We start from the raw sequence: 26,251 nt of genomic DNA on the forward strand, positions 1-26,251 counted from the left end.
GCGCGGCCAACGACGCGTCGCTATCGTCAGTCTCGATGCCCAGCGAAACGCCCCGCCTGTTGTTCGTTCACGCCCATCCGGACGACGAAACCCTCACCACCGGTGCCACGATCGCGCACTACGCAGCGCGCGGTGCCGACGTCCGGGTGGTCACGTGCACCCTCGGAGAGGAGGGGGAGGTCATCGGCGACCGCTACGCCCGGTTGGCCGTCGACCAAGCCGATCAGCTCGGCGGATACCGGATCAGCGAGCTGACCGAGGCCCTGAGCGCGCTCGGCATCGGAGCACCGCATTTCCTGGGCGGCCCCGGCCGATGGCGGGACTCGGGCATGGAGGGTTCACCGGCGCGCAAGCAGCAGCGCTTCATCGACGCCGATTTCGACGCAGCCGTGAGCGAACTCGTGCGCATCATCGAGGAGTTGCGGCCGCACGTCGTCGTCACCTACGACCCCGACGGCGGGTATGGGCACCCCGACCACAAACAAGCCCACCGCGTCACCACCGCGGCCGTCGCGGCCGCCGGATGGGCCGTGCCCAAGTTCTATTGGACGGTCATGGCCAGCACCGCGATGCGGGCCGGCCTCCAGAGCCTGCAGGACGTGCCGGCGGACTGGATCCGGATCGATGTCGGGGACGTTCCCTTCGGGTATGCCGACGACCGGATCGACGCCGTCGTCGACGCCACCGCCCAGCTGCCCGCCAAAATCGCCGCGATGCGCGCGCACGCCACCCAGGTCACCGTCGCTGCCGACGGCGGCGCCTTCGCGCTGTCCAACAACCTCGCGCTACCACTGCTCGGTGAGGAGCACTATGTGCTCGTTTCGGGCGACGCGGGGGAGCGGGATGCACGCGGGTGGGAAACCGACCTGCTGACCGGACTGAATCTGCAATAGCCAAAACCGGACGAGGTAAGCTCGCCACTCAGAAGCGTCGAAGGGACATTCATGGACCCCGATCTGGATCCGAATCTGCAGCACTGGCAGGACCGTTTTGACAACTACCAGTGGGTAGTGGGCTCGATGGTCGGACTGCTCGACAGCATTCCCACCTGACCCCGCCCTCGGACCTTGTGCTGGGCCGTATCGTCCTGGCACTGCTCGCGGTTGACGGCATCATCTCCGCCGTCGTAGGCGCACTTCTGCTGCCTACATATATCGGACCGATCCCGTTCCCGGTGAGCGCGCTGGCGGCCGGAGCGGTCAACACCGCGCTCGTATGGGCAGCCATGTACTGGACCGACTCCATGCGGATGGCGGCGCTGCCACTGTGGACCTGGCTGGCTGCCGTCGTCGCGATGACCTTCGGTGGACCTGGCGGCGACATCATCTTCGCCGGCCCCGGACTGATGGCCTATGGCTCGCTGATATTCATCGCCGCCGGTGCGCTACCACCGGTGGCGATGCTTCGACGGCGTCACCGCCGCTGACTTACTTCTTGCTGTCCTTCTTCGACTTGCCGCTGTCGCCGGAGTCCTTGGACTGCTTGCTGCCCTTGGGCTTTGCGTCCTTGGGCGAAGCCGCCTTGTCCGTCTTGTCTGCCTTGGTCTTCGGCGTCAGGTTCTTCACGGCCGTCTTCACCGCGTCACGTGCGTCGTCGCCGGCCTTCGTCGCGTCCGTTGTGGCCTTGTCGACCGCTGCGCGGACGCCTTGTCGCACCGAACCGGCCGCCGGCTTGTCGGCCGAGACCTGGTCGGTGCCGGTCTTGACGGCTTCTTCTGTGTCAGCGTCGGTGACAGCTGTGTCGGCAACGGTGTTCCGCAGCGACTGACGGACCGAGGGCGGGACCACGCCGATCTCGTCGGTGACCTGCTTGAACTGCTGGCCGGAGTTGCTCGCAACGTCCTTGGCGGTCTCCTTCAGGCCGGTCGCGAGGTTCTCTGCAGCGTTCTCGATGTTGTCGATGGTGCCCTCGACGGCCTGGTCGACCGAGCTTCCGGCAACTTCTGTGACCGGCGTCTTCTCGGTCGCCGCCGCTTGCTCTTTGAGCCGGTCGGCGAGGGTCGCGAGACCGGTCCCCTCGGTCAGTGACTTGACTGCCGTGGCGAAGTCGTCGCGGGCCTTGGTGATCGCATCGGTGAGGTGGGTGAGCGGGTTCTGGACGGCGCCTTCGAGGGCTGCTGTCGGTGCGGCGAGCGTGCTGGCCAGGAACGGTCCCTGCAGCGGCGGACGCGGCGGCAGGGGGATCGGCGGCAGCGGGATGAACGTGCCGACGACGTCGATACCCAGCCACGCTACGGCCAGGACGGCATCGACTCCGAAGTCGGCGAGGTTCTGGATGATGCCGCCGTCACCGCGCAACCAGTCGGTGAAGTTGTAGACGCCGCTGGCGACGAGGGATTGGCCGAAATTGTAGGCGTCCATCAGCAGGCCGCCGGCCCATCCGCCGACCCAAGGGATCCATCCGAGTGCGTATGCGCCGACTTCGAATCCCCACTGCACCCAGGGCTCGACCGTCACATAGACCTCGTCGATCGTGTTGGCCAAGTTGGGTGCGATCGCGATCGCGGTCGGCGCCGCGGTGACATTGCCGGTCGCCGCTGCGGCCGGGGCCGTGCCGAAGGCCGGAGCCGAGCCGGACTGGCTGGAGAGGTTCGGCGCCACTGCGGCGGTCATCCGGCTCGCCGCGGCGAGCAGATCGACCATCGCCTGCGTCAGCTGCGGCTGAGTCGATGTCGGGTGTGCAGGGACTGCGATGTCTGCCGGGGCAGCCTGTACCGGGGTGAGCGCGATGGCGGTGGCGGTGGCTGCGGCAGCTCCCGCTACGAGATACGAACGAACACTTGTGGACATCACGACTCCTTCGGTATCCCCTTCCCGACGGAAATAACTTACGCGGTCGGCAACCCGTTCGTCGCACCTTTAAGTTGTGTGTCCAGTAAGGGCCCCGCATTGCAGTGAGTTGCACGGTCTACTGTGGCCGGTATGCCGGGCGCATTGGTTTCAGAATGTGAGACGCGTGGATGATCGTGCACAACGACGGGGTTACACGGAAGTGGCTCTGAACCCCCAGCACGGCGCCGATCTGCCCATCCCGGCCGTCCCACCGAAGCCTGCTGCGCCCAGCGCGCCGCCCACTTCGGCAGCCCTGCGCCGGGTGTTACGCCGGGCCCGTGACGGCGTGACCCTCAACGTCGACGAGGCCGCGATCGCCATGACCGCCCGCGGCGACGATCTGGCCGATCTGTGTGCCAGCGCCGCCCGGGTGCGCGATGCGGGCCTGGAATCGGCGGGCCGGCGCGGAGCCAACGGCCGGCTTCCGGTCAGTTATTCGCGCAAGGTCTTCATCCCCGTCACGCATCTGTGCCGCGACACCTGCCACTACTGCACCTTCGTGACCGTGCCCGGCAAGCTGCGCGCCCAGGGCATGGGCATGTACATGGAGCCCGACGAAATTCTCGATGTCGCCCGCCGGGGCGCCGAGCTGGGCTGCAAGGAGGCGTTGTTCACCCTGGGCGACCGCCCCGAGGAACGTTGGGACGAGGCCCGCCAATGGCTCGACGAGCGCGGCTACGACTCCACGCTGGACTACGTGCGGGCCATGGCGATTCGCGTGCTCGAGGAGACCGGCCTGCTGCCGCATCTCAATCCGGGCGTGATGAGCTGGTCGGAGCTGTCTCGGCTGAAGCCCGTCGCTCCGTCGATGGGAATGATGCTGGAGACCACCTCCCGGCGCCTGTTCGAGGTCAAGGGCGAGGCGCATTACGGCAGTCCCGACAAGGATCCAGCGGTGCGGCTGCGGACCCTGGACGACGCCGGCCGGCTGTCGATCCCGTTCACCACCGGCCTGCTGGTCGGAATCGGTGAGACCCTGACCGAGCGTGCCGAGACGATGCACGCAATCCGTAAGTCCCACAAGGAGTTCGGGCACGTTCAGGAAGTGATCGTGCAGAACTTCCGGGCCAAGGACCACACCGCCATGGCGTCGACGCCCGATGCCGGGATCGACGACTTCATCGCGACGATCGCGGTGACGCGCCTGGTTCTGGGGCCGAAGATGCGTATCCAGGCACCGCCGAATCTGGTGTCGCCCGACGACTGCCTGGCGCTCATCGGCGCCGGCGTCGACGACTGGGGCGGTGTGTCACCGCTGACCCCCGATCACGTCAATCCCGAACGGCCGTGGCCGGCGCTGGACGATCTGGCCGACGTCACCGGCGAGGGCGGCTACGACCTGGTGCAGCGACTCACTGCGCAACCGCAGTACGTGCAGGCCGGTGCGGCCTGGATCGATCCGCGGGTGCGCGGGCACGTCGATGCGCTGGCCGATCCCGACACCGGGTTCGCCCTCGACGTCAACCCGGTCGGGCGGCCGTGGCAGGAACCCGACGAAGCTTCAGAATCGTTGGGCCGCACCGATCTGCACTCCGCGATCGACTCCGAAGGCAGGCTCACCGAGACCCGAAGCGACCTCGACAGCGCGTTCGGCGACTGGGAGTCGATCCGCGCCAAGGTGCATGAACTGGCCGCCCGCGCTCCCGAACGCGTCGACACCGACGTGCTGGCCGCATTGCGTTCCGCCGAACGTGATCCGGGCGGCTGCAGCGACGACGAGTACCTCGCGTTGGCCACCGCGGACGGTCCGGCGCTGGACGCGGTTGCCGCCCTGGCAGATTCGCTGCGTCGCGATGTCGTCGGCGACGACGTCACCTACGTCGTCAACCGCAACATCAACTTCACCAACATCTGCTACACCGGCTGCCGGTTCTGCGCCTTCGCGCAGCGCAAGGGCGACGCCGACGCCTACTCGCTGTCCACCTCTGAGGTGGCCGACCGGGCCTGGGAGGCGCACGTCGCCGGTGCGACCGAAGTCTGCATGCAGGGCGGCATCGACCCCGAGCTTCCCGTCACCGGTTACGCCGACCTGGTGCGGGCCGTCAAGGCCCGGGTGCCCTCGATGCACGTGCATGCGTTCTCTCCCATGGAGATCGCCAACGGCGTCACCCGCAGCGGGTTGTCCGTGCGGGAATGGCTGACGTCGTTGCGGGAGGCCGGCCTGGGGTCGATCCCCGGCACCGCCGCCGAGATTCTCGACGACGAGGTGCGTTGGGTGCTCACCAAGGGCAAGCTGCCGGCCTCGGAGTGGATCAACGTGGTGACGACCGCGCACGAGGTGGGGCTGCGCTCGTCGTCGACGATGATGTACGGCCACGTCGACACGCCCAAGCACTGGGTGGGCCACCTCAACGTGCTCCGGGGCATCCAGGACCGGACCGGTGGCTTCACCGAGTTCGTGCCGCTGCCGTTCGTGCATCAGTCTTCGCCGCTCTACCTGGCCGGCGGTTCCCGTCCCGGGCCGACACACCGTGACAACCGGGCGGTGCACGCGCTGGCCCGGATCATGCTGCACGGCCGGATCCCGTCGATTCAGACGTCGTGGGTCAAACTCGGGGTCGAGCGCACCCAGGTGATGCTGCGCGGCGGTGCCAACGATCTCGGCGGCACGTTGATGGAGGAGACCATCTCCCGGATGGCCGGCTCCGAGAACGGATCGGCCAAAACGGTGGCCGAACTCGTCGCCATCGCTGAGGGCATCGGCCGCCCGGCCCGTCAACGCACCACGGATTACTCGCCGCTGGCGGCCTGACCGGCGGCCTACGCAGCACCGCGAGCGTGCGCGTCTGCCGGTGGACTCGCCGCTGAACGTCAGCGTTTTGCGCATGCTCGCGCGGGCGTCACCGGGCATCGGCGCAGGTGACGCGTACTTCCGATAGCCCGCAGTCGGCCCCTCATGCCTGTTTGAGCGTGCCCGAACTGCGGGGATCTTGCGGCGCGCCGGGCAGCAGACACGCACCCTCGGCCAGAAAAAGGCGGAAAAAGTCTCCGAAACCGGGAAATTATTCGGACTGCGGTCCGGTTATGTCTCGTGAAGGTGCCGGATCGACCGGGCCGCACAACCCAAGGAGACACCATGACCGTCGCAGTAGCCACCGACCTGACCGCAGGCACCTGGGCCATCGATCCCGTGCACTCGTCGATCAACTTTTCCGTCCGCCACCTCATGGTGAGCAAGGTCCGAGGCAGCTTTGAGACGTTCAGTGGTGCGATCACCGTCGCCGAGGACGGCACGCCGTCGGTCAGCGCCACCATCGACGTCAACTCCATCGACACCCGCAACGAGCAGCGCGACGCGCACGTGCGGTCCGCAGACTTCTTCGACGCCGACAACCACCCGACCGCCACGTTCGTCTCCACCGGCGTGCGCCCAGACGGTGACGACTACATCGTCGACGGCGACTTCACCCTCAAGGGCGTGACCAAGCCGGTTTCCCTGAAGCTCGAGTACAACGGCGTCAACCCCGGCATGGGCCAGGGTCCGGTCGCCGGTTTCGAGGCTTCGGTCGTGTTGAACCGCAAGGACTTCGGCATCGACATCGACATGCCGCTGGAGACCGGCGGCACCGTCGTCGGCGACAAGGTCACCATCACCCTCGAAATCGAGGCCCTCAAGCAGGCGTGACCCGCTGCTCGACCCACCGCTTTGTCACACTGGAGTGGCTCTCGGACACGAGGGCCACTCCAGCGTGACATTGGGCGGGTCGGCGAGCCCGGTTCAGTGCCGGCCCACATGCGACTCGGCCCTCATCCGTTCGACCATGTGCGGATAGTGCAGTTCGAAAGCCGGCCGTTCGGAACGGATCCGGGGCAATTCGGTGAAGTTGTGCCGCGGTGGCGGACAACTGGTGGCCCACTCCAGTGAGTTGCCGTAGCCCCACGGGTCGTCGACGACGACAGGTTCGCCGTAGCGCCAGCTCTTGAAGACGTTCCAGACGAACGGCAACATCGATACGCCCAGGATGAAGGCGCCGATGCTGGAAACCACATTGAGCGTGGTGAAGCCGTCCGATGGCAGGTAGTCGGCGTAGCGGCGCGGCATGCCCTCGTTACCCAGCCAGTGCTGCACCAGGAATGTGGTGTGAAAACCGATGAACGTCAACCAGAAATGGATCTTGCCCAGGCGCTCGTCGAGCAACCGGCCGGTCATCTTCGGGAACCAGTAGTACACCCCGCCGAACGAGGCGAACACGATGGTGCCGAACAGCACGTAGTGGAAGTGTGCGATCAGGAAATAGGTGTCGGTGACGTGGAAGTCGATCGGCGGGCTGGCGAGCATGACGCCGGACAGTCCACCGAGCAGGAACGTGACCATGAAGCCCACGGAGAACAGCATGGGTGTTTCAAAGGTCAACTGTCCCTTCCACATTGTGCCGATCCAGTTGAAGAACTTGATACCTGTCGGCACGGCGATGAAGTACGACATGAGGGAAAAGAACGGCAGCAGAACGGCTCCGGTTGCGAACATGTGGTGGGCCCAGACCGCCATCGACAGGGCGCCGATGCTGATCGTCGCGTAGACCAGTGTGGTGTAGCCGAACAGCGGCTTGCGGGAGAACACCGGGATGATCTCGGTGACGATGCCGAAGAACGGCAGCGCCACCACGTAGACCTCGGGATGGCCGAAGAACCAGAACAGGTGCTGCCACAGGATGGCTCCGCCGTTGGCGGGGTCGTAGATGTGGGCGCCCAGGTGGCGGTCGGCGGCCAGGCCGAACAATGCGGCGGTCAGCAGCGGAAACACCATCAGCACCAGAATGCTGGTGACGAGGATGTTCCAGGTGAAGATCGGCATCCGGAACATCACCATTCCGGGCGCGCGCATACACACCACGGTGGTGATCATGTTGACGGCGCCGAGGATGGTGCCGAGACCGGCCACTGCCAGGCCCAGGATCCACAGGTCGCCGCCGGCGCCGGGGGAGTGGATGGCGTTGCTCAATGGGGCGTAGCCGGTCCAGCCGAAGTCTGCTGCGCCGCCGGGAGTGATGAACCCCGCGAGGGCGATGAGCGCGCCGAACACGAACAGCCAGAACGAGAGTGCGTTGAGCCGTGGGAACGCCACGTCGGGCGCGCCGATCTGCAGGGGCAGCACGAGGTTGGCGAATCCGAACACGATCGGGGTGGCGTAGAAGAGCAGCATCACAGTGCCGTGCATGGTGAACAACTGGTTGTACTGCTCGGTGGACAGGAACTGCAGCCCGGGTTCGGCGAGTTCGGTGCGGATGAACAACGCCATCAATCCGCCGGTGAAGAAGAATACGTAGCAGGCGACCATGTACATGATTCCGATCAGCTTGTGATCGGTGGTCGTGATGAGCTTGTAGACCAGGTTTCCGCGTGGCCCCAGGCGCGACGGGAATGGCCGCGTGCTGACGAGGTCGGTGCCGATTGACGAGGTTGTGTGTGCCGTCATCGCGTTGCTCCAGTTTTTACAAACAAACCTTGTATAAACTATGGGCCATGACATACGTGATCGGCAAGCCATGTGTCGATGTGATGGATCGCGCGTGCGTCGAGGAGTGCCCCGTCGACTGCATCTACGAGGGCGCCCGTGCGCTCTACATCCATCCCGACGAGTGCGTGGACTGTGGCGCCTGCGAACCCGTCTGCCCGGTCGAGGCCATCTATTACGAGGACGACCTGCCCGACGAGTTCGAGGCTTACAAAGACGACAACGACGCGTTCTTCTCCGAGACGCTGCCGGGACGGGACGAACCGTTGGGTTCGCCCGGCGGGGCAGCCAAACTGGGGCCGGTGGCCGCCGACGCGCCGCTGGTGGCGAGCCTGCCGCCGCAACAGCCATGAACGCGCCGCGTGGAAGACGCCGCGATGTGCTGATGCTGCTGCGCGACAGCGATGCGCCGATGAGCATCGCGGCCATTGCGGAAAAACTCGATGTGCATGTCAACACCGTGCGATTCCACCTCGACGCGCTGCTCGAGCAGGACCAGGTCCGCCGGGTCACCGGCGCGCGCGACAAGCCCGGGCGACCGCCACAGCTGTTCGCCGCGGTCCGCGGCATGGACCCTGGCGGTCCGCGACACTACCGGTTGCTTGCCGAGGCATTGGCGGAGTCGGTGGCCTCGGAGGCAGTACCGGGGGCAGGCACCGATGAGGCCGGACGCAAGATGGGCGCCCGGTTGGCCGCCGCCCGATCCGATGCCGCCGATGGAACAGCTGTGGAGAAGTTGGTCGACCTGCTCGGCGACCTCGGCTTTGCCCCAGAAGCCGACGCCGACGGCGCCGAAATCTCCTTGCGGCACTGCCCATTTCTGGAAATCGCACGGGTGCGTCCCGAGGTGATCTGCCCGATCCACCTGGGCCTGATGCAGGGAGCGATGACGGCCTGGGACGCGCCGGTCACGGTCGACGGCCTGCGCCCGTTCGTGGAATCCGACCGGTGCGTTGCGCAACTGAGCGGCTGATCAGCGGCTAGTCCCGGTGTCGGGCCAGACCATTGGCCAGCGCCTCACCGAGACTGGCGGGGTTCTTCAAGAACGGCGTGATGATGTCGACCGGCAGCGGGAACACCACCGTCGAATTCTGGTCCGCGCCAAGCTCAAGCAGTGTCTGTAGGTACCTGAGCTGTAGCGAGGCCGGGTTCTTCGACAGCGTTTCGGCGGCCTGACGCAACTCGTCGGAGGCCTGCAGTTCGCCGCGGGCGTTGATCACCTTGGCGCGGCGCTCGCGTTCGGCCTCGGCCTCACGGGCCATCGCCCGCTGCATCGATTCGGGGATCTCCACATCCTTGATCTCGACCACGCGCACCTCGACACCCCAGCGAGTGCTCTGTTTTTCGATGATGCCGCGCAGGTCGACATTGAGATCTTCGCGGTGCGCCAGTAGCGTGTCCAGATCGGCCCGGCCCAGCAGTGACCGCAGTGTGGTCTGCGCGATCTGCGACGTGGCCACCGCGTAGTTCTCCACGGCCATGATCGCTTTCAGCGGATCGGTGACCTGGAACATCACCACGGCGTTCACCCGGGCCGGCACATTGTCGCGGGTGATCACTTCCTGCGGCGGGATGGTCAGCGTGACCACCCGCTGATCGACGCGCACCATCCGATCGGCCAGTGGCAGCAGGACCACCAGCCCCGGCCCGTACAGCGGGCGGGCGCGGCCCATCCGGAACACCACACCCCGCTCGTACTCGCGCAGCACCTTCAGCGAGAAGTACGCGAACGCCACCAACACGATCAACCCCGCCGCGGCGAGCAAGAACCACAATCCGGTCACTGGATCTCCTTCCTGTCGGCCCAGCCGCCGCCCCACTTCGTGGTGAACCGGTCGACGCTGACGGCCGTGATGTCCTGTTCGCCCGTGCGGTGCGGGAGGTGATCGGGTGCGTTGGCCGGGCTGGCCCAAAGGTGGCGGGCCAGTGGCACACCGGCGGCGACGATGACCGTCGCCGTCACCGCCAGAACGATCACGTCACCGGCGCCGTGCTGCCCGATCGCCATCGCCGCGACCATGACCAGTGCCAATCCGGCTACCGCGCAGGCGATCCCGCGGTGAAACTGTCCGGCCTCCGAGTACGGCCACGGATCGACCTCCCGACTGATCTCGCGGCCGTGATCAGAGCTGGTGCAGGTGGACTTCACCGGGCAGCTGTTGCAGACTGACGGCTTCGCTCGATACCTCATCACCCGGTTGGCCGGGTCGAAGGACGTGGGCCACAACCACTGGTCCTGAGGGCACATCCAGGCGTCGTGATCGGCGTGGTAGGTGAATTGTCCAGTGCGCCAACGGGCCGCGCGCATCGAGGCGCGCCGCGCCATCATGTCGAATCCCCAGGCCACCGCGACCAGTGCCAGGGCGTACCCCGCCATCAGCCACACCGCGGTGCTCGGAGGGTTCATCGCGCCTCCGGCGCGGGCGTCGGGCTGACCTCGGTGTACAGCGGGTTCTCGGGCATCTCGTCGGTGGTCGGACCGGACTTGAAGTGCCGCACCGCCTGCAGGGCGATCCAGACGAACGGGACCACTCCACCGATGATGAAGATCAGATCACCGGGCAACCGGAGCCACTCCAGCACCGCGTTACCGGGCTGGGTGATGTATCCCAGCGAGCGCGCCTCGAAGTAGCCCTCGTTGACCGAGTGGTACAGCTGCAGCACACCCAACGGCAACAGGCTGGCGAACACCATCCAGGCCAGGCCGATGTTGAGGCACCAGAACGACACTCGCGCCCATTTCTCCGGCCACTTGTCCGCCGGAATCACATACCGGAAGGCGAACATGGCCAGCCCGACGGCCAGCATGCCGTAGACGCCCATCATCGCGGCGTGAGCGTGATTGGCGGTCAGCGCGGTTCCGATCTGGTAATAGGACACGATCGGCAGGTTGATCAGGAAGCCGAAGATGCCGGCGCCCACGAAGTTCCAGAAGCCGACCGCCACGAGGAACATCACTGCCCATCGGTGCGGGAACGGTTTGGCATCTCCGGTGGTCTGTCTGGACCCCAATTGAAGGAAGGCCCAGGCCTCCACGGTGAGGAACGTCAAGGGGATCACCTCGGCTGCGGAGAAGAAGGCGCCAAGGGCCATGTGTTCCACCGGAGTTCCGGAGAAATACAGGTGATGCATGGTGCCGATGACGCCGCCGGCCGAATACAGGATCACGTCGAGGAAGATCACCCCGAGCGCGATGCGCTGGCTGACCACCCCGAGCATGACGAAGATGTAGGCCACCATCACCGTGGTGAACAGTTCGAGGAAGTCCTCGACCCACAGGTGCACCACCCAGAAGCGCCAGAAGTCGGCCACTGTCAGGTGGGTTTCGCTGCCTGCGAGCAGGCCCACCGCGTAGAACATCGGAATCGCCAGGCCCGAGAAGAAGAACACCCACGGCATGTTCAACTTGGACTCGGTTTTGAGCCGGGCCCTCATGCCGCGCCAGATGATCGCAATCCACAGGAACATGCCGACGATCAACAGGATCTGCCACAGCCGCGGGAGATCGAGGTACTCCCACTGCTGCGAGAACAGCGAACCTGACGGGACGATCCCGTAGATCGACAGCGCCTCGGTGATCAGCGAGCCGACGACGACTATCACCACCGCGCCGAGCAAGCCGTAGGACAGCCAGTGCTGCCGTCGCGGCTCACGCCGGGAGATGAACGGGGTCAAGAAGATTCCACCTGCCAGGAACGCCGCAGCGGTCCACAGCAGGGCCAGTTGCAGATGCCAGGTGCGGGCCAGGTTGTAGGGCAGGATGGCAGCCAGGTCGAGCCCGAAGAAGTTCGACAGGTCGGCCCGGTAGTGCTGTACGGCGCCGCCGAGCAGGGCCTGGGCCAAGAACAGCAGCGACACGATGGCGAAGAACCAGATGGTCGAGCGCTGTGCACGTGTCAGCGGAACTTCGCCAGGCTGGCGAAACGACAGCATCGGGGCTTCGGCGCTGTGCCAACCGATCTTCTGACTCCAGCGCCCGTAGACGGCGAACATGATGCCGGTCCCGCCGAGCAGCATGATCAACGAGAGCGTCGACCAGACGATGAGCTGCGCGGTGGGGCCGTTGTCGACGCGGGGTTCGCTGGGCCAGTTGTTGGTGTAGCTGTAGTTGTGGCCGGGCCGGTCAGCGGCCGACGCCCATGCGGTCCAGGCGAAGAAGGCGGTCAGGTCGTGAATCTCGGCGGGGTCGGTGATGAGCCGGGGGAGCAGCCCGTGTTTGGTGGAGTCCTCCCCGAAGAATTCCGCATAGTGCTCGGTGATCCGGTTGAAGGCCTCGGCCTGCCGGTCGGTGAACACCAGGGTGCGGGTCTCCGGGTTGAAGCGGTTGGTGCGGAACTCGGTGACGACGGCGTCGTGGGTGTCGGCCATACCCCCGTCCCGCAGCTGGGCGGCCACATCATCAGTTGCCCGGCGGAGGTAATCAGCGGTGTAATCGGGGCCCAGATAGGCACCGTGACCGACGATCGACCCATACTCCTGCAGGCCGCGCGACTGGAAGAGCTCCTGCCCGCGGGTGATTTCGTCGCCGGTGAACACCACCTGCCCGGATTCGGTGACCACCTTGTCGGGCATCGGCATCGATGCCGTGTAGGTGCGGTAGGCCAGCAGGCCCATGACGAAGAAGCCGAAGATCATCACCAGGGCGACGCCCTGGACCCAGCCCTTGCCGATCAGCGGTTGGCTGGTGGACTCCTTGACGGCCATGCGCTTGCTCCCCCCACCACATGGGTGCGGGCGGCATCTGAACCCGCACGTGCGGAATCTTCGACGGGGTCAAAAATACCGACGGGGCAGCACCATTGCGGGCTTTTCGGAAAGTTTGCGCAGCGCAGCCTAGAGCGCGGCGGCCAGTTCGGTGCCCTGTTTGATTGCTCGTTTCGCATCGAGTTCGGCTGCCACAGCAGCGCCTCCGATGATGTGGGGTTCGATGCCTATGCGCCGCAGGTCCTCTTCGAGATCACGCACCGATTCCTGTCCGGCGCAGATCACCACGTTGTCGACCGGAAGCACGCGTCGGTCCCGGTGTTCGGAACCGAAGCTGATGTGCAGACCCTCATCGTCGATGAGCTCGTAGTTCACTCCGGAAAGCTGATGCACCCCTTTGGCTTTCAGCGACGCTCGGTGCACCCAGCCGCTGGTCTTGCCGAGATTGCGGCCCTGTGGTCCCTTGGTGCGCTGGAGGAGGTACACCTCGCGCACGGCGGGCGCGGGCAGGGGAGTGGTCAGCGCGCCGCGGGCTTCCTGCGGGTCGGCCACACCCCACTCGGCCTTCCACTCCTTGAGGTTCAGGGTCGGCGACTGATCAGTAGTGAGGAATTCGCTGACGTCAAAGCCGATTCCACCGGCGCCGATCACCGCTACCGACTTGCCTACCGGCGCACCGGTGATGGCCTGGGCGTAAGTGAGCACCTTCGGATGATCGATCCCGGGAATGGCGGGAAGGCGCGGAGTGACCCCGCTCGCGAGCACCACATCGTCGAAGCCGGCCAGGTCGTCGGCTCCGGCCCGAACTCCCAGCCGCACGTCGACTTCGAGCTTGCCGAGCATCGTCGTGTAGTACCGGATGGTCTCGTTGAACTCTTCCTTGCCGGGAATCCTTCTGGCCAGGTCGAATTGGCCGCCGATGACCGGCCCCGCCTCGAACAGCGTGACCCGGTGACCGCGCTCGGCGGCGTTGACCGCGGCCGACAACCCGGCCGGGCCGGCGCCCACGACGGCCACCGAACGGGCCCGACGCGTCGGGCTGAGCACCAGTGTCGTCTCCCGCCCGGCCCTCGGGTTGAGCAGACACGAAACCTTCTTGTGCACAAAGGCATGGTCGAGGCAGGCCTGATTGCACGCGATGCAGGTGTTGATCTCGTCGGCCCGCTCCTCGGCGGCCTTGAGCACCCAGTCCGGATCGCTGAGCAGGGGCCGCGCCATCGAGATCAACTGGACGTGCGTGTCCGCCAGGATCTGCTCGGCGCTCTGCGGCATGTTGATCCGGTTGGACGCCACCACCGGGATGGAGACGTGCTCGGCCACCGCACTGCTGATGTCGGCGAAGGCGCTGTTGGGCACCGAGGTGACGATCGTGGGTACCCGCGCCTCGTGCCAGCCGAAGCCCGAGTTCAGGATCGTCGCGCCGGCTGCCTCGACTTCGGTTGCCAGCGCGACGATTTCCTCCCACGTCTGTCCGTCCTCGACGTAGTCGGCCATCGAGAGGCGGTAGCAGATGATGAAGTCGGAACCGACGGCCTCGCGCACCCGTCGCACGATCTCGACCGGGAAGCGGCGACGTTTCTCCGGGGTGCCGCCCCACGCATCGGTGCGCTTGTTGGTGCGCGGTGCCAGGAACTGGTTGAGCAAATAGCCCTCGCTGCCCATGATCTCGACACCGTCATAACCCGCCTCGCGGGCGAGCAACGCACAGCGGACGAAATCGTCGATGGTGCCTTGGATATCACGGAGTCGTCTCGGCTTAAACGGGTTGATGGGGGCCTTGATCGACGATGCGCTCACCGAAAGTGGGTGGTACGCATAGCGTCCGGCGTGCAGGATCTGCAGCAGGATCTTGCCGTCGGCGTCGTGCACGGCGCCGGTGATCCGGCGGTGCCGTCGCGCTTCGGTGGAGGAGACCAGTTGTGAGGCGAACGGCAGCAGCCAGCCGGTCTTGTTGGGGGCGTAGCCGCCGGTGATGATCAGCCCGACGCCGCCGCGGGCCCGCTCGGCGAAGTATTCGGCGAGTTTCGCGGTGTCGCCGGCACGGTCCTCGAGGCCGGTGTGCATCGAGCCCATCACGACCCGGTTGCGCAGAGTGGTGAAGCCGAGGTCCAACGGCGACAAGAGATGCGGATAGGTCAACCCCATGTCCGCAGGGTAGGTGGGACCGACGGTCCTATGCAACTAATTGACTGGTTTGGGTTGGGTAAAAGGAATCGGTCGGGCGGCTAGGCGAGCTGTATCTGCGACGGCTAGTATCAGTTACCACGCGCCACCCATAACTGGGTGACGCGTGAAGTTAGGACACACTGAGACGCGCGTCCAAGTATCGGCAACGCATACTGTGACGTCGAACTCAACAGAGTCCCGACCACCGAGCCCAGCAGCCCACTGGACAGGAGAGACATCAGTGACGTACGTCATTGCCGAACCCTGCGTCGACGTCAAAGACAAGGCATGTATCGAAGAGTGCCCGGTCGATTGCATCTACGAGGGTGCCCGCATGCTGTACATCCACCCCGACGAGTGTGTGGATTGCGGCGCGTGCGAACCGGTCTGCCCGGTCGAGGCCATCTACTACGAAGACGATGTGCCGGACCAGTGGAGCAGCTACGCGCAGGCCAACGCTGACTTCTTCTCCGAACTGGGTTCGCCCGGCGGCGCGTCCAAGGTCGGCCAGACCGACAACGATCCGCAGGTCATCAAGGACCTGCCGGCCAAGGCCGAGGACTGAGCACGGTCGAATCCGGCTTCGAGACTGACGTGGTGCGACAGCGTCGTTCGGCGGCACTTCCAGAGTTTCCGTGGGACACCCTGGCCGACGTCACTGCTCTGGCCCGCTCGCACCCCGACGGAATCGTCGACCTTTCGGTAGGTACTCCGGTAGATCCGGTGGCACCGGTGATCCGGGAGGCACTGGCCGCCGCCAGCTCGGCTCCCGGCTATCCGACGACGGCCGGGACCCCGGCACTGCGCGCCTCAGCCGAAGCGGCGCTGCGGCGCCGGTACGGGATCACCGACCTGGCACCGGATGCGGTGCTGCCGGTGATCGGCACCAAGGAGCTGATCGCCTGGCTGCCGACGCTGCTGGCGATCGGCCCCGGCGATGCCGTCGTGGTCCCCGAGCTGGCCTACCCGACTTACGAGGTGGGTGCCCTGCTGGCCGGGGCGCAGGTGCTGCGCGCTGATTCACTGACCCAGCTGGGTCCGCAGCGTCCCGCGCTGATCTACCTGAACTCACCGAGCAATCCCACCGGGAAGGTGCTCCCGCTGGACCACCTGCGCAAGGTGGTGAACTGGGCCCGCGATCGCGGCGTGCTCATCGCTTCTGACGAGTGCTACCTGGGCCTGAGCTGGGAAGCCGAGCCGCTCAGTGTCCTGCATCCGTCGGTCTGCGACGGTGACCACACCGGTCTGCTCGCGGTGCACTCGCTGTCCAAGACCTCCTCGCTGGCCGGCTACCGTGCCGGGTTCGTCGCCGGTGACCCGGCTGTCGTCGCCGAACTGCTCGCGGTCCGCAAGCACGCCGGGATGATGGTGCCGACGGCGGTGCAGGCCGCGATGGTCGCCGCCCTCGACGACGACGAGCACGAAGCCCTGCAACGCGAGCGGTACGCGCAACGCCGAGCGGTGCTGCTGCCGGCACTGCAGGCGGCCGGATTCACCATCGAACATTCCGAGGCCGGCCTGTACCTGTGGGCCACCCGCGGCGAACCCTGCCGCGACACCGTCAAGTGGCTGGCCGAGCGCGGCATCCTGGTGGCGCCGGGCGAGTTCTACGGACCGGCCGGAGCGCAGTACGTGCGGGTCGCGCTGACCGCGACCGACGAGCGCATCGCCGCTGCCGTCGCACGCCTCGCCTAACCGCCGAGCAGTCCCAGCGACATCGCCTTGGTGACGGCCGCCGTGCGGTCGGACACCGCGAGTTTGTGGAACGCCCGCAGCAGATGCGTCTTCACGGTGGCCTCGCTGATGTGCAGGGCGCGGCCGATATCGGCGTTGGTGGCGCCGGTGGCCACCAGGGCCAGCACCTCGGCCTCCCGCACCGACAGTGTCACCGCCGGCGCCCGGACCGCGTTCACCAATCGGTCGGCGACGCCGGGGGCCAACACGGTCTTGCCGCGCGCCGCGTCGCGCACCGCACTGGCCAACTCGGCGCGCGACGCGTCCTTCAGGAGATAGCCTGTCGCGCCCGCCTCGACGGCGCGAAGGATGTCGGTGTCGCTTTCGTAGGTGGTGACCACGACGATGTGGACGGACGGATCGGCGGCCAGAATCTGGGCAGTGGCGGTGACGCCGTCGACTCCGGGCATCCGCAGATCCATCAGGATGACATCGGGGCGCAGTGCGCCGGCCAGCGCGATCGCCTCGGCCCCGGAACCGGCCTCACCGATCACCGCCAGGTCGTCCTCGGCGTCGATCATGCCGCGCAGCCCCTCGCGGACCACCGGATGGTCGTCGACCAGCAGGACTTTTGTCACGTTGCCGGTCATGCCGGCACCGCCACGATCACCCGCACGCCGCCACCGTCGGGCACCGACAAGGTCAGGGTGCCGCCGACCTGATCCAGCCGGGCCTGCATACCGCGCAGGCCGAAACCGTCGACGTGGTCGGGCTGCAGACCGATACCGTTGTCGGACAGGGAAAGTCGTACCCCGTGCGGTACGGGCTCAAGGTGGACCCGGAGTTCACTGGCCTGCGAATGCCGGCGCACGTTCGCCATCGCCTCCTGCGCGCTGCGCAACAACACCACATCGGCGGCCATGCCGAGCGGGGGCAGGTCGTCGTCGATGTGGATGTCGACGGCGATGCCGGTCTCGGCGGCCAGTCGCTCGCACTGGCGGCGCAGGGCGGCAGGCAGGGAGCCCTGCTCCAACGCGGCCGGGGTCAGCCTGGTGACCATCGTGCGGGCCTCGGCCAGGTTGTCGCGCGCGGTGTTGCGGATCAACTCCACATGCCGGGCGGCGGCGGCCGGATCGGCGTCACTCTCGGCCTGCACCGCCTGGGCGAGCGCCACGATGCTGGTGAATCCTTGGGCCAGGGTGTCATGGATCTCGCGGGCCAACCGCTCCCGTTCAGCGGCCACCCCGGCCTCCCGCGACAGGCGGCCGGCTTCGGCCCGGCTGGCCGCCAACTCGGCGACGGTCTCCGCCAACCTCTGTCGCTGGCGCATCGTGGTCATGATGGTGGTACCGATGATCGGGGCGGCTACCGCGCCGACGAGGGTCACCGCCGCCACCGGCGGCAGGCTCGGCCATCCCAGCCCGTGGATGGCCACGGCGAGGCCCAACGGTGCCAGGGTTACCAGGAAGGTCAGCGTCAACGCCGCCGTCAGCGGCAACGTGGCGAAGATCAGCGGGAAGAGCGCCGGAATTGCCGCGACGGCCGGCGCCGCGGCCAGCAGCGCGAGCAGCCAGAGGCCGATCATCACTGCCAGGAACGCCGCCGTCCGTGCGCTCACCGGGCCGGCGATCGGATCCGCATCGTGAATCACGCTGCGCCCGAACGCCAGAACGATGACGACCATCGCGGCGAGTGCGCCGCACGCCACACCTACGTTGCCGCCGAGGGTGTGTCGCAGCAACACCACCGCGACGATCGCCGCGACGCACAACCCGCAGACGTAGGTCTCCCACATCCAATGCCAGTCCGACGGCTCCTGCAGGACTGCTGTGGTGGACGGACCGGTTTCGGTCATCTGCCGATGTTAACGGCCGCCGGCGCCTTCGGTGGCCACCCAGTTTCCGTGGAATCCGTGCGGAACCCTGACCGGAATGTGCACGGTGGCAACGGGTGCCAGACTCTGCCCGTCGAGCAACACCAGATCGCTGCGGTTCTCGGCTCGGTCGTAGACGAATCCCATCACCACGCCGTCGTTCTCGTCGGCGTCCGGTCCGGACGGGACGAAGACGAACTCGCCGGGTTCGCGCCCGGGCCCGAAGTCGATTCGGTCAGTCGTGCCCTCACACAGGTCGTGGCGCAGGATGGCGCCCGCTGCCGCGTCCGGTTCCGGTGGCAGGCTGACGGTGTAGCCGTACCGGTGCTGCCGCCCGACCATGCGCTCGTCGATGCGGGGGAATTCCTGAGTCTCGTCGTGGAGCCGCTGCTCGCGCACTGTGCCGGTGCGAAGGTCAACGGTCCAGCGGTCCAACGTGATCGAGTCGGTGAACAGCCGGTCCCCGGTGGTGAACACCGCCGGATGGCGGACGACGTCGAGCACGATCTGTTCGCCGTCGGGTCCGGTCTGATCGAACCCGTTGAGGGTGTGGAACACGTAGCACGGCGGTATGTCGAACCACCGGATGTCGGCGGCCGATCCCTCGCGGGGCATCACCCCGACACGGGCACCGTGCTCCGGCGACCACCGATACGGCATCGCCGTTGTCGGTAGCGCGGCGCGTTCGGATCCGCGCATCGCGGCGCGCAAGACGAAGTCCGGTGCCGCATGCCGGGCCGCGAATCCGGTCAGCAACCGTGCGGCAGCGCGCGCCGGGGCGCTCTTGACCATCGTCGTCAGATCGAGCAGCACCGGCAGGTCGTAGAGCACCACATACTTCTCGGTCAGGGTGAAGTCGTGCATCATCGTCTGTGCGCGTAAGGCGATGTCGACGGTGCGCCGGACCCTGCCGTCCACCCCCGTGACGGTGTAGCTGACCAGGTTGCCACGCAACGGGTTGTACGAGACGGCATGCAGTTCACCGGTTTTCGGATCGTGTTTGGGGTGTGCGGTGAACCCGCCGAACAGAGTGCCGCAGAAGTCGGACGGACCTACCGTGTCGAGCTCGTCGGTGAGTTCGTAGGGCCGCACCCCGGCCTCGGTGACCACCAACGTCCGGCCGGCGTGGCCGATGATGTTGGTGTTCGACGGGAAGTCGAAACCACCGGCGTGCGCGCCACCGACCCATTTTTCGCCGAGTTCGCGAGCCACCGAACTCGACCGGACCCACCGGTTCCGGTACCAGGTCGCGCTGCCGTCACGCAGTCGGATCCCGTGCGCCATGCCGTCGCCCAGAAACCAGTGGTGGTGCCGCGGATCGGGTGCCCGCAGCGGGTTGGGGCCGGTGCGCAGGTAGCGCCCGTCGAGATAGTCCGGAATGTTGCCCGTGACCGTCAGGTCGGTGACGGTGACCTCGTCATGTACCGGGGCGTAGTTCCCGCTCAGATACGGATGCTCGGATTCCTGCTGAACCGCTTGGGTCGTCATAACCCCACGGTGCCCCACCAGGCGTGTACACGCGACGACTTCACGGCTGATTCGTATGTCAACCGAACGATCGACAGCCAGTTGTCGATCAGCTTGGCGGGCGAGCCATGGAGCATTCGGTGAGCTGTTGAGATTTCCCGAGAGACTGTAAACCGCCGTGGTAGTACAGCAGCATGTCGTGGTACTTCGGCAGCGTGCGGTCGCGAACCCACATGTTCTCCGTCGGAGTGTTGGACTGGCTACCGGACTTATAAACACCGTCCTTGATGAACTCGATCTCGACCTCGAGCTCGTCGGCAAGTGCCTGTACTTCTTGGTGATTGGCGATCGCCCCGTCGTCCCACTTGATGGTCTCGTTCAACCGTGGGCGGACCTGCGATTCGCACCGCTGCTTAGCCGCAGCGTAGAGGTCGGTTTGCTCCTGCTTGGCGCGCGCTTCGTTCTTGTCACTGAAGTGCTGCCCGATGCAGGCGATGCCCACCACCACCGCGACGACGGCGCCGATGATCCGCCCCACCCCGTTGACCGCGACGTAGGTGTCCGACGGCTCGGTTCGGTCGCGGAACTTCCATCCTTCGTCGAGATAGAAGGCGAGCTTCGGACGCGCCGCGAAGAACACCAGCACGGCTGCCAGAAGAAAAGACAGGATGCCCAGCGCCAGCATGGTGACCCCCCGTCGAAACCCGTCGCGTCAAACCTCAGGTGTCATTCTGGGGGATGAGCCCCGTGGTCGAGCGCACCAATTTCGACCGACCTCATGTTGTGGCCCGCAGGCTCAACGCGAGCAGCAGCCGGACATCGGCATCGTTGAGGGAGGCCGCGATCAGCTGCTCCACGCGGCGGATCCGGTAGCGGACAGTGTTGGGGTGTACGTGCAGATGCTGCGCGGCCGCGGCCACGTCGCCGAAGCAGTCCAGGTACACACCGAGGGTTTCCGCGAGCACCGGTTCGTCGGCCCGCAGCATCCGCACCCGCGGATCGATCAGCCGCTCGTCGGCGGCGATGGCGGTGACGATCTCGTCGAGCAGCACCGTGGTACGCGCCTCGGCCAGCGAGGTGACCGCCGCCAGCGTTCCGGGATGGCGTTGGGCCGTGTCGAGCACCCGGTCGACATCGGTGCGGGCCGCCGCCGCGCCGGCCAACCCGGCCACCGGGCTGGCGATCACCGCGTGCAGCTCCAGTCCCAACTCACTGCGCAACGACGCCACGGTGCCACGCACCCACGACGTCACCGCCTTACCGGTGCTGGGGAACAACACATAGACCCGCGGTCCCACCGAGGCCATCTGCGCGTCGTGGCGAAAAGCGCTGGCGCTCAACGCCAGAACATCAGCCAGTCGGCTCGCCTGATTGCCACCGGCGCGGCTGTCGAAGCCGATCACCGCAGCCCGGCCGTCAACGGCCACACCGAGTTCCCGGGCGATCAACTCCACCTCGACGGGGGCCTCCGCCTCGCCCAAACCCAGCAGTTCCTGTACCCGCACGGCATGGGTGGAGGGTGCGGCAGCCAGGCGCGCCATGATCCGCGCGGCCAGCACTGCGGCGCCGCGCATCACCTCCTCGGCGTCCTCGGCCAGCGGGCGACTGCCCTGCTGCACCCAGATGGTGCCGACGAACGCGGCGGCCCGGCGCTCGTCGACGGCGGGCGCGAAGATGCCGATCGCCAGCCTGGGTCGCAGCCCGAGCTCGGGGCGCTCGGCCACCCGCACCGCCTCCGGTCGCGAACGCAACGCATCGAAGATGCCCCACTGGGCGATCCACGCCAGATGCTCCGGTGGACCCGCCCGGCCGAGAATCGACAGGCGACGCAACTCGTCGGCTTCGTTGCTGGACGCGGAATAGGCCAACACGTGTGACTGGGCATCCTCGATGCTGACCATGCCGTGCGTGCGTTCGGCCACCGACTGGGCCAGGCCGAACAGGTCGGTACCCGAATCGTGCAGCGCGCCGTCACCATGGTGCTCGAAGACATGGTTGACCAATCGGTACAGCCGCTCCCAGCGGGCTCGCGGATCTACGGCAACCACCGCGGTGCCTGCGGCCACCGCCCGTTCGATGACCGCATCGGACGGCTTTTTGATGAAGATTGCCGCGGGCGGCCGGCGTGCGGTCTGCTGCTCGACCCAACCCAGCGCGTCGGCCTCGGACACGCCGAGCAGGAAGAACACGTCCGCGGCGCCTGCGGACGGGGCCAGGCCCAGGCGCACGTCGTCGGAATCGATGAGCGCCGCCGAGGCCACCGCCAGATCCAGGCCCCGGGGCGCCTGAACCAATCTGACCAGGGTGGCATCCAGCGCCAACAACAGTTGGCCCAGGCTGACGCCGGTGGTGGGCATGTTGTCCGATTCTACTTATCTTGGCGGTGAGGCTTGGCGAAACAGACAAGTGTTGCGTGGGTCACGTCGGGGATTCTGGACTCATGGATGCCATCACCGACGTGCCCTCGCCGGCCAACGAGCCGGTTCACGACTACGCACCGGGCTCGGGGGAACGCGCCCGGCTCGCCACTGCGCTCGGCGAACTCACCGGCGCCCCGATCGACCTGCCGCACGTGATCGGCGGCAAACACACCATGGGCGGCGGTGCACGCATTGATGTCGTGCAACCGCATCGCCACCGCGCGACGCTGGGCACCCTGACCAACGCCGAACACGCCGACGCCAGTGCCGCCATCGAGGCCGCGCTGGCCGCCAAGGCCGATTGGGCCCGGATGCCGTTCGACGAGCGCGCCGCGGTGTTCCTGCGGGCGGCCGATCTGCTGTCCGGACCGTGGCGCGAGAAGATCGCCGCCGCCACCATGCTCGGCCAGTCCAAGACCGCCTACCAGGCCGAGATCGACGCGCCCTGTGAGCTGATCGACTTCTGGCGGTTCAACGTCGAGTTCGCCCGTCAGATCCTGGCCCAACAGCCCATCAGCAGCCCCGGCGTCTGGAACCGCACCGACCACCGGCCACTCGAGGGCTTCGTCTACGCCATCACCCCCTTCAACTTCACCGCGATCGCAGGCAACCTGCCCACCGCACCCGCCCTGATGGGCAACACCGTGGTGTGGAAACCCTCGCCCACCCAGACCTTCGCGGCCTACCTGACGATGCAGCTGCTCGAGGCCGCCGGACTGCCGCCCGGAGTGATCAACCTGGTGACCGGCGACGGGATCGCGGTTTCCGATGTGGCCCTGGCGGATCCGCGACTGGCCGGCATCCACTTCACCGGATCGACCGCCACGTTCCAGCACCTGTGGCGTGAGGTTGGTGCGAACATCGGCAACTACCACACCTATCCGCGACTGGTCGGCGAGACCGGCGGCAAGGACTTCGTCGTCGCACATTCCTCGGCCCGCCCGGATGTGCTGCGCACCGCGCTGATCCGCGGTGCTTTCGACTACCAGGGACAGAAGTGCTCGGCAGCCTCCCGGGCCTTCATCCCGCGCTCGGTATGGCACCGGATGGGCGACGACTTCCTCTCGGCCACATCGGACCTCAAGTACGGCGACGTCACCGACCTGACCAACTACGGCGGTGCCGTGATCGACGAACGCGCCTACGCCAAGAACGTCGCGGCGATCGAGCGGGCCAAGGGTGCGGCGGGCGTCACCATCGCCGCGGGCGGTGAATATGACGACAGTGAAGGCTATTTCGTGCGGCCCACGGTTCTGCTCTCCGATGACCCGACCGACGAGGCCTTCTCCACGGAGTACTTCGGCCCCATCCTGGCGGTCCACGTCTACCCAGACGCGGAGTACGAGCGCATGCTCGACGTCGTCGACACCGGTGCCCGCTACGCGCTGACCGGCGCGGTGATCGCCGACGATCGCAGTGCGGTGCTGACCGCCGCCGACCGGCTCCGGAACGCGGCGGGCAACTTCTACGTCAACGACAAGCCGACCGGCGCGGTCGTCGGCCAGCAGCCCTTCGGCGGATCGCGGGCCTCGGGCACCAACGACAAGGCGGGCTCCGCGCTGAACCTGTTGCGCTGGACCTCGGCCCGCTCCATCAAGGAGACGTTCGTGCCGCCCACCAACCACACCTACCCCCACATGGAGGTCTGACATGGGCGTCTTCCAGCGGGTCGCCCGCCCGGCGATCCTGGCCGCGTCGCACTCGCCGCGGCTGCGCCACACGGCTGAACGCCTCCCGATCACCCGCAAGGTGGTGGACCGCTTTGTGGCGGGGGAGACCGTGCCCGAGGCGCTCGACACTGTTGGTGCACTGCGGGATTCGGGCCGGTTCGTCACCGTCGACTACCTCGGCGAGGACACGACGAGCAGCGACGACGCCGAACGCACCGTGCAGGCCTACCTGACTCTGCTCGACGGGCTGGCGCGACGCGGCGACATCGACGCCGCCGTGCGACCGCTGGAGGTGTCACTCAAACTCTCGGCGCTCGGTCAGGCGCTGCCGCGCGACGGCGAGAAGATCGCCTACGAGAACGCGCACACCATCTGTGCCAAGGCCCGCGCGGTGGGAGCCTGGGTCACCGTGGATGCCGAGGACCACACCACGACCGACTCGACCCTGTCCATCGTGCGTGATCTGCGCACCGAATTCGACTGGCTGGGAACGGTTCTGCAGGCCTATCTGCACCGGACCGAGGCGGACTGCCGTGAGTTCGCCGCATCCGGAGCCCGGATCAGGCTGTGCAAGGGTGCCTACGACGAGCCCGCCACGGTGGCCTACCGCGACGCACAGGAGGTCACCGACTCCTACCTGCGCTGCCTGCGGGTTCTGATGGCCGGATCGGGCTACCCGATGGTGGCCTCACACGACCCGGAGATCATCGACGCGGTACCCGGCCTTGTCGATGAATTCAGCCGGGGTGTGGACGGTTTCGAGTACCAGATGCTCTACAACATCCGTGACGCCGAACAACGCCGGCTTGCCGACGCGGGCAACCACGTCAGGGTGTACGTACCGTTCGGCAACGAGTGGTACGGCTATTTCGTACGGCGACTGGCGGAGCGCCCGGCCAACCTGACATTCTTCCTGCGGGCACTGGCCGAGCGCCACTGAGCCAGGACCTCAGCTGGGACTCAGGTCGTAGGCGACCTTGAACTTGTCGAGCAGGTACGGTCCCGACACCACCGGTTCATACCGCGCCGGGTTGTCCACGGTCGCACATGTGGGGATGCACTCGATCACGGCGTCGAAGTTGGGCTGGTGGAAGAACGGGAGGCTGAACCGTTCGGCGGTGGGTGCTCCGGTGCCAACTACCCGGTGCACCGTGCTGACCCACCGGTCGTTGGTCCACCGAGCCAACAGGTCGCCGATGTTGATGACGAACGAGCCCGGTACCACCGGCACATCAAGCCAGTCGCCGCGATCGCCCCGAACCTGTAGCCCACTCTGGGATTCGTCTTGCAGCAGGATCGTGAGGTTGCCCCAGTCGCTGTGTTGGCTGAGCCGGATATGGCCGGCCGGCTGCTCATCGGCCGGGTAGTGGTTGGCCATCAAGTTGGAGTTGTGCCGATCGATCAGCGTGTCGAACCAGTCTTCGCGCAGGCCCAGCGCCAAGGCGAACAGCCGAGACAACTCGGTCGCAAGCGACGCCATCTCGTCGTAATAGCGTTGGTATGCTGCGCGGAATCCCGGTACCTCTGGCCATCGTTCGGCGACCGCCACGCGTTCATCGGTCCATCCGGGCCCGTCGAGCCCCTCCGGATTGCCCAGCGGGAAGTACACGAATTTCTCAACCTGGTCCGGTGATTCGCGCTCGGCCAGCGGGTCGGCTCCGTCGTTGGTCGCCGCGAGGTTGCCCGCGCTGCTGAACCCGCGGGCCAGCGGGTCGGCAGGATCGGCCCCGACCTTTTCCTTGAGGGCCCGTGGCAGCGAGAAGAATTCGCGCAACGCGCGGTTGACGTCCTCGATCACTACATCGGGCACCCCATGGCCGACGAGCAGCAGAAAACCGCTGCTTTCACAGCATCGGCCGATGGCGTCGGCGACTGCTTGGCGTTGACGCTGGTCGCCGTTTCGGGCGCTGCTGATGTCGATCAACGGGACGAAGCCGTCGCGCAGGACAACTTGGTCGACTATCACCTCTGGTTGGCTCACGCGCTCGACG

22 protein-coding genes are annotated in these 26,251 nt (G+C 66.7%); 10 read left to right on the top strand and 12 right to left on the bottom strand.

Going from position 1 to position 26,251, the window contains the following annotated elements; genetic code table 11:
- Positions 1 to 35: 35 nt before the first annotated feature.
- Both mshB and AB0876_RS29270 read left to right on the top strand, forming a co-directional pair.
- On the top strand, positions 36 to 893 hold the full coding sequence (gene mshB, locus AB0876_RS29265) for an N-acetyl-1-D-myo-inositol-2-amino-2-deoxy-alpha-D-glucopyranoside deacetylase (protein ID WP_526043647.1): 858 nt from the start codon (positions 36 to 38) through the stop codon (positions 891 to 893).
- 110 nt (positions 894 to 1,003) lie between these two features.
- The gene (locus AB0876_RS29270) at positions 1,004 to 1,426 is read left to right on the top strand and encodes a hypothetical protein (protein ID WP_526043648.1); all 423 of its coding nucleotides are present in this window, start codon (positions 1,004 to 1,006) and stop codon (positions 1,424 to 1,426) included.
- Position 1,427: 1 nt separating this feature from the next.
- Here the strand turns inward: AB0876_RS29270 and AB0876_RS29275 are convergent, their stop codons facing one another.
- Entirely contained in the window at positions 1,428 to 2,789 is a 1,362-nt protein-coding gene (locus tag AB0876_RS29275) for a hypothetical protein (RefSeq protein ID WP_526043649.1), read from the bottom strand.
- 202 nt (positions 2,790 to 2,991) lie between these two features.
- On the opposite strand from AB0876_RS29275, the gene AB0876_RS29280 reads away from it, so the two are divergent.
- Both AB0876_RS29280 and AB0876_RS29285 read left to right on the top strand, forming a co-directional pair.
- Positions 2,992 to 5,583 carry a bifunctional FO biosynthesis protein CofGH gene (locus AB0876_RS29280; protein WP_526043650.1) on the top strand — a complete coding sequence of 864 codons (2,592 nt, stop codon included), beginning with the start codon at positions 2,992 to 2,994 and terminating at the stop codon, positions 5,581 to 5,583.
- A 324-nt stretch (positions 5,584 to 5,907) separates the two neighbouring features.
- Positions 5,908 to 6,456: a YceI family protein gene (locus AB0876_RS29285; protein ID WP_055120547.1), complete on the top strand. Its 549-nt coding sequence runs from the start codon at positions 5,908 to 5,910 to the stop codon at positions 6,454 to 6,456.
- Positions 6,457 to 6,549: 93 nt separating this feature from the next.
- Here the strand turns inward: AB0876_RS29285 and ctaD are convergent, their stop codons facing one another.
- A complete protein-coding gene (ctaD, locus tag AB0876_RS29290; RefSeq protein ID WP_491842239.1) occupies positions 6,550 to 8,247 on the bottom strand; it encodes an aa3-type cytochrome oxidase subunit I in 1,698 nt (565 codons plus the stop codon).
- 47 nt (positions 8,248 to 8,294) lie between these two features.
- Here ctaD and fdxA (AB0876_RS29295) point away from each other — a divergent pair, with 47 nt between their 5' ends.
- Entirely contained in the window at positions 8,295 to 8,639 is a 345-nt protein-coding gene (gene fdxA, locus AB0876_RS29295; RefSeq protein ID WP_085105683.1) for a ferredoxin, read from the top strand.
- Positions 8,636 to 9,259 (top strand): helix-turn-helix transcriptional regulator, encoded by a 624-nt coding sequence (locus AB0876_RS29300; RefSeq protein WP_491842240.1) that lies wholly within the window; start codon positions 8,636 to 8,638, stop codon positions 9,257 to 9,259. The genes fdxA (AB0876_RS29295) and AB0876_RS29300 overlap by 4 nt, the downstream gene beginning before the upstream one ends.
- Before the next feature lie 7 nt (positions 9,260 to 9,266).
- On the opposite strand, the gene AB0876_RS29305 is transcribed toward AB0876_RS29300, so the two are convergent.
- From AB0876_RS29305 to AB0876_RS29320, 4 genes are all read right to left on the bottom strand, one after another.
- Complete coding sequence (locus tag AB0876_RS29305; RefSeq protein ID WP_526043651.1) at positions 9,267 to 10,070, bottom strand: slipin family protein; 804 nt, start codon at positions 10,068 to 10,070, stop codon at positions 9,267 to 9,269.
- Complete coding sequence (locus AB0876_RS29310; protein WP_526043652.1) at positions 10,067 to 10,693, bottom strand: hypothetical protein; 627 nt, start codon at positions 10,691 to 10,693, stop codon at positions 10,067 to 10,069. The genes AB0876_RS29305 and AB0876_RS29310 overlap by 4 nt, the downstream gene beginning before the upstream one ends.
- Positions 10,690 to 12,990: a nitric-oxide reductase large subunit gene (locus tag AB0876_RS29315; protein WP_526043653.1), complete on the bottom strand. Its 2,301-nt coding sequence runs from the start codon at positions 12,988 to 12,990 to the stop codon at positions 10,690 to 10,692. Before AB0876_RS29315 ends, AB0876_RS29310 begins: the two co-directional genes overlap by 4 nt.
- 129 nt (positions 12,991 to 13,119) lie before the next feature.
- A complete protein-coding gene (locus AB0876_RS29320; protein ID WP_526043654.1) occupies positions 13,120 to 15,135 on the bottom strand; it encodes an FAD-dependent oxidoreductase in 2,016 nt (671 codons plus the stop codon).
- Between the two features lie 262 nt (positions 15,136 to 15,397).
- Between AB0876_RS29320 and fdxA (AB0876_RS29325) the strand changes: the two genes are divergently transcribed.
- Together fdxA (AB0876_RS29325) and dapC are read left to right on the top strand one after the other, a co-directional pair.
- On the top strand, positions 15,398 to 15,721 hold the full coding sequence (fdxA, locus tag AB0876_RS29325) for a ferredoxin (protein ID WP_003882174.1): 324 nt from the start codon (positions 15,398 to 15,400) through the stop codon (positions 15,719 to 15,721).
- 29 nt (positions 15,722 to 15,750) lie between these two features.
- Entirely contained in the window at positions 15,751 to 16,851 is a 1,101-nt protein-coding gene (dapC, locus tag AB0876_RS29330) for a succinyldiaminopimelate transaminase (protein WP_491842244.1), read from the top strand.
- Here the strand turns inward: dapC and AB0876_RS29335 are convergent.
- The 5 genes from AB0876_RS29335 to AB0876_RS29355 form a co-directional block, all read right to left on the bottom strand.
- A complete protein-coding gene (locus tag AB0876_RS29335) occupies positions 16,848 to 17,468 on the bottom strand; it encodes a response regulator (RefSeq protein ID WP_491842475.1) in 621 nt (206 codons plus the stop codon). The genes dapC and AB0876_RS29335 overlap by 4 nt on opposite strands.
- Before the next feature lie 8 nt (positions 17,469 to 17,476).
- Positions 17,477 to 18,685 carry a sensor histidine kinase gene (locus AB0876_RS29340; RefSeq protein ID WP_526043655.1) on the bottom strand — a complete coding sequence of 403 codons (1,209 nt, stop codon included), beginning with the start codon at positions 18,683 to 18,685 and terminating at the stop codon, positions 17,477 to 17,479.
- A gap of 9 nt (positions 18,686 to 18,694) precedes the next feature.
- Complete coding sequence (locus AB0876_RS29345) at positions 18,695 to 20,191, bottom strand: carotenoid oxygenase family protein (protein ID WP_526043656.1); 1,497 nt, start codon at positions 20,189 to 20,191, stop codon at positions 18,695 to 18,697.
- Between the two features lie 88 nt (positions 20,192 to 20,279).
- Complete coding sequence (locus AB0876_RS29350; protein WP_526043657.1) at positions 20,280 to 20,855, bottom strand: DUF6199 family natural product biosynthesis protein; 576 nt, start codon at positions 20,853 to 20,855, stop codon at positions 20,280 to 20,282.
- A gap of 91 nt (positions 20,856 to 20,946) precedes the next feature.
- Positions 20,947 to 22,527 carry a PucR family transcriptional regulator gene (locus AB0876_RS29355; protein ID WP_526043658.1) on the bottom strand — a complete coding sequence of 527 codons (1,581 nt, stop codon included), beginning with the start codon at positions 22,525 to 22,527 and terminating at the stop codon, positions 20,947 to 20,949.
- A gap of 83 nt (positions 22,528 to 22,610) precedes the next feature.
- Between AB0876_RS29355 and pruA the strand changes: the two genes are divergently transcribed.
- Positions 22,611 to 24,239 carry an L-glutamate gamma-semialdehyde dehydrogenase gene (gene pruA / locus AB0876_RS29360; RefSeq protein ID WP_526043659.1) on the top strand — a complete coding sequence of 543 codons (1,629 nt, stop codon included), beginning with the start codon at positions 22,611 to 22,613 and terminating at the stop codon, positions 24,237 to 24,239.
- A gap of 1 nt (position 24,240) precedes the next feature.
- Positions 24,241 to 25,200 (top strand): proline dehydrogenase family protein, encoded by a 960-nt coding sequence (locus tag AB0876_RS29365; protein WP_491842250.1) that lies wholly within the window; start codon positions 24,241 to 24,243, stop codon positions 25,198 to 25,200.
- A gap of 9 nt (positions 25,201 to 25,209) precedes the next feature.
- Here the strand turns inward: AB0876_RS29365 and AB0876_RS29370 are convergent, their stop codons facing one another.
- Positions 25,210 to 26,241, bottom strand: coding sequence for an isopenicillin N synthase family dioxygenase (locus AB0876_RS29370; protein ID WP_526043660.1), 1,032 nt, complete (start codon positions 26,239 to 26,241; stop codon positions 25,210 to 25,212).
- Positions 26,242 to 26,251 lie beyond the last annotated feature (10 nt).

Source organism: Mycobacterium sp. NPDC049093, assembly GCF_040704635.1.
Classification (GTDB): domain Bacteria; phylum Actinomycetota; class Actinomycetes; order Mycobacteriales; family Mycobacteriaceae; genus Mycobacterium.